The following is an 853-nucleotide window of genomic DNA, read 5'->3' on the forward strand; positions in this document are numbered from 1 at the left end:
AGCGCCTCCACGCTCTTACCGGACACCACCAGCGGCACCACCGGAAGCGCAGCGCCCTCGGACGCGGGCGACGGCTCGACCGTCTCCGCGATGATCTCGACCGGCGGAGCCTCCTCGATGATGACGTGCGCGTTCGTGCCGCTCAGCCCGAACGACGACACGCCCGCCCGGCGCGGATGACCGTTCCGCTTCCACTCCCGCGCCTCGGTCAGCAGCTCCACCCGGCCTTCCGACCAGTCGACCTGCGAGGTCCGCTCCTCGGCGTGCAGCGTCTTGGGCAGCACATCGTGCCGCAGCGCCATGACCATCTTGATCACGCCCGCCGCGCCCGCGGCGGCCTGAGCGTGACCGATGTTCGACTTGAACGAGCCCAGCCAGAGCGGCCGGTCTTCCGGCCGGTCCTGGCCGTAGGTCGCGATGACGGCCTGCGCCTCGATCGGGTCACCCAGCCGGGTCCCCGTACCGTGCGCCTCGACGGCGTCGACCTCGGCAGGGGCCAGCCCGGCGTTGGCCAGCGCCTGCCGGATCACCCGCTGCTGCGACGGACCGTTCGGCGCGGAGAACCCGTTCGAGGCGCCGTCCTGGTTGATCGCCGTACCCCGCACGATCGCCAGCACCGGATGCCCGTTGCGCCGCGCGTCCGACAACCGCTCCACCAGCAGCACGCCCACGCCCTCCGAGCAGCCGGTGCCGTCCGCGTCGGCCGAGAACGCCTTGCACCGGCCGTCTGCGGCCAGACCCCGCTGGGTGTTGAAGTACATGAACATGTCCGGCGCGCCCATGACGGTCACGCCGCCGGCCAGCGCCAGTGAGCACTCCCCCGACCGCACCGCCTGCGCCGCCAGGTGCAACG

Annotated in this window: 1 protein-coding gene; it reads right to left on the reverse strand. The window is 72.3% G+C overall.

Annotation, left to right across the window (positions count from 1 at the left end; translation table 11 throughout):
• On the reverse strand, positions 1-853 hold an 853-nt coding region (locus IEZ07_RS35285), incomplete at both ends, for a beta-ketoacyl synthase N-terminal-like domain-containing protein (protein ID WP_191898774.1).

Origin of the sequence: Planomonospora parontospora (assembly GCA_014647935.1) — a bacterium.
GTDB classification, from domain to species: Bacteria; Actinomycetota; Actinomycetes; order Streptosporangiales; family Streptosporangiaceae; genus Planomonospora; species Planomonospora parontospora.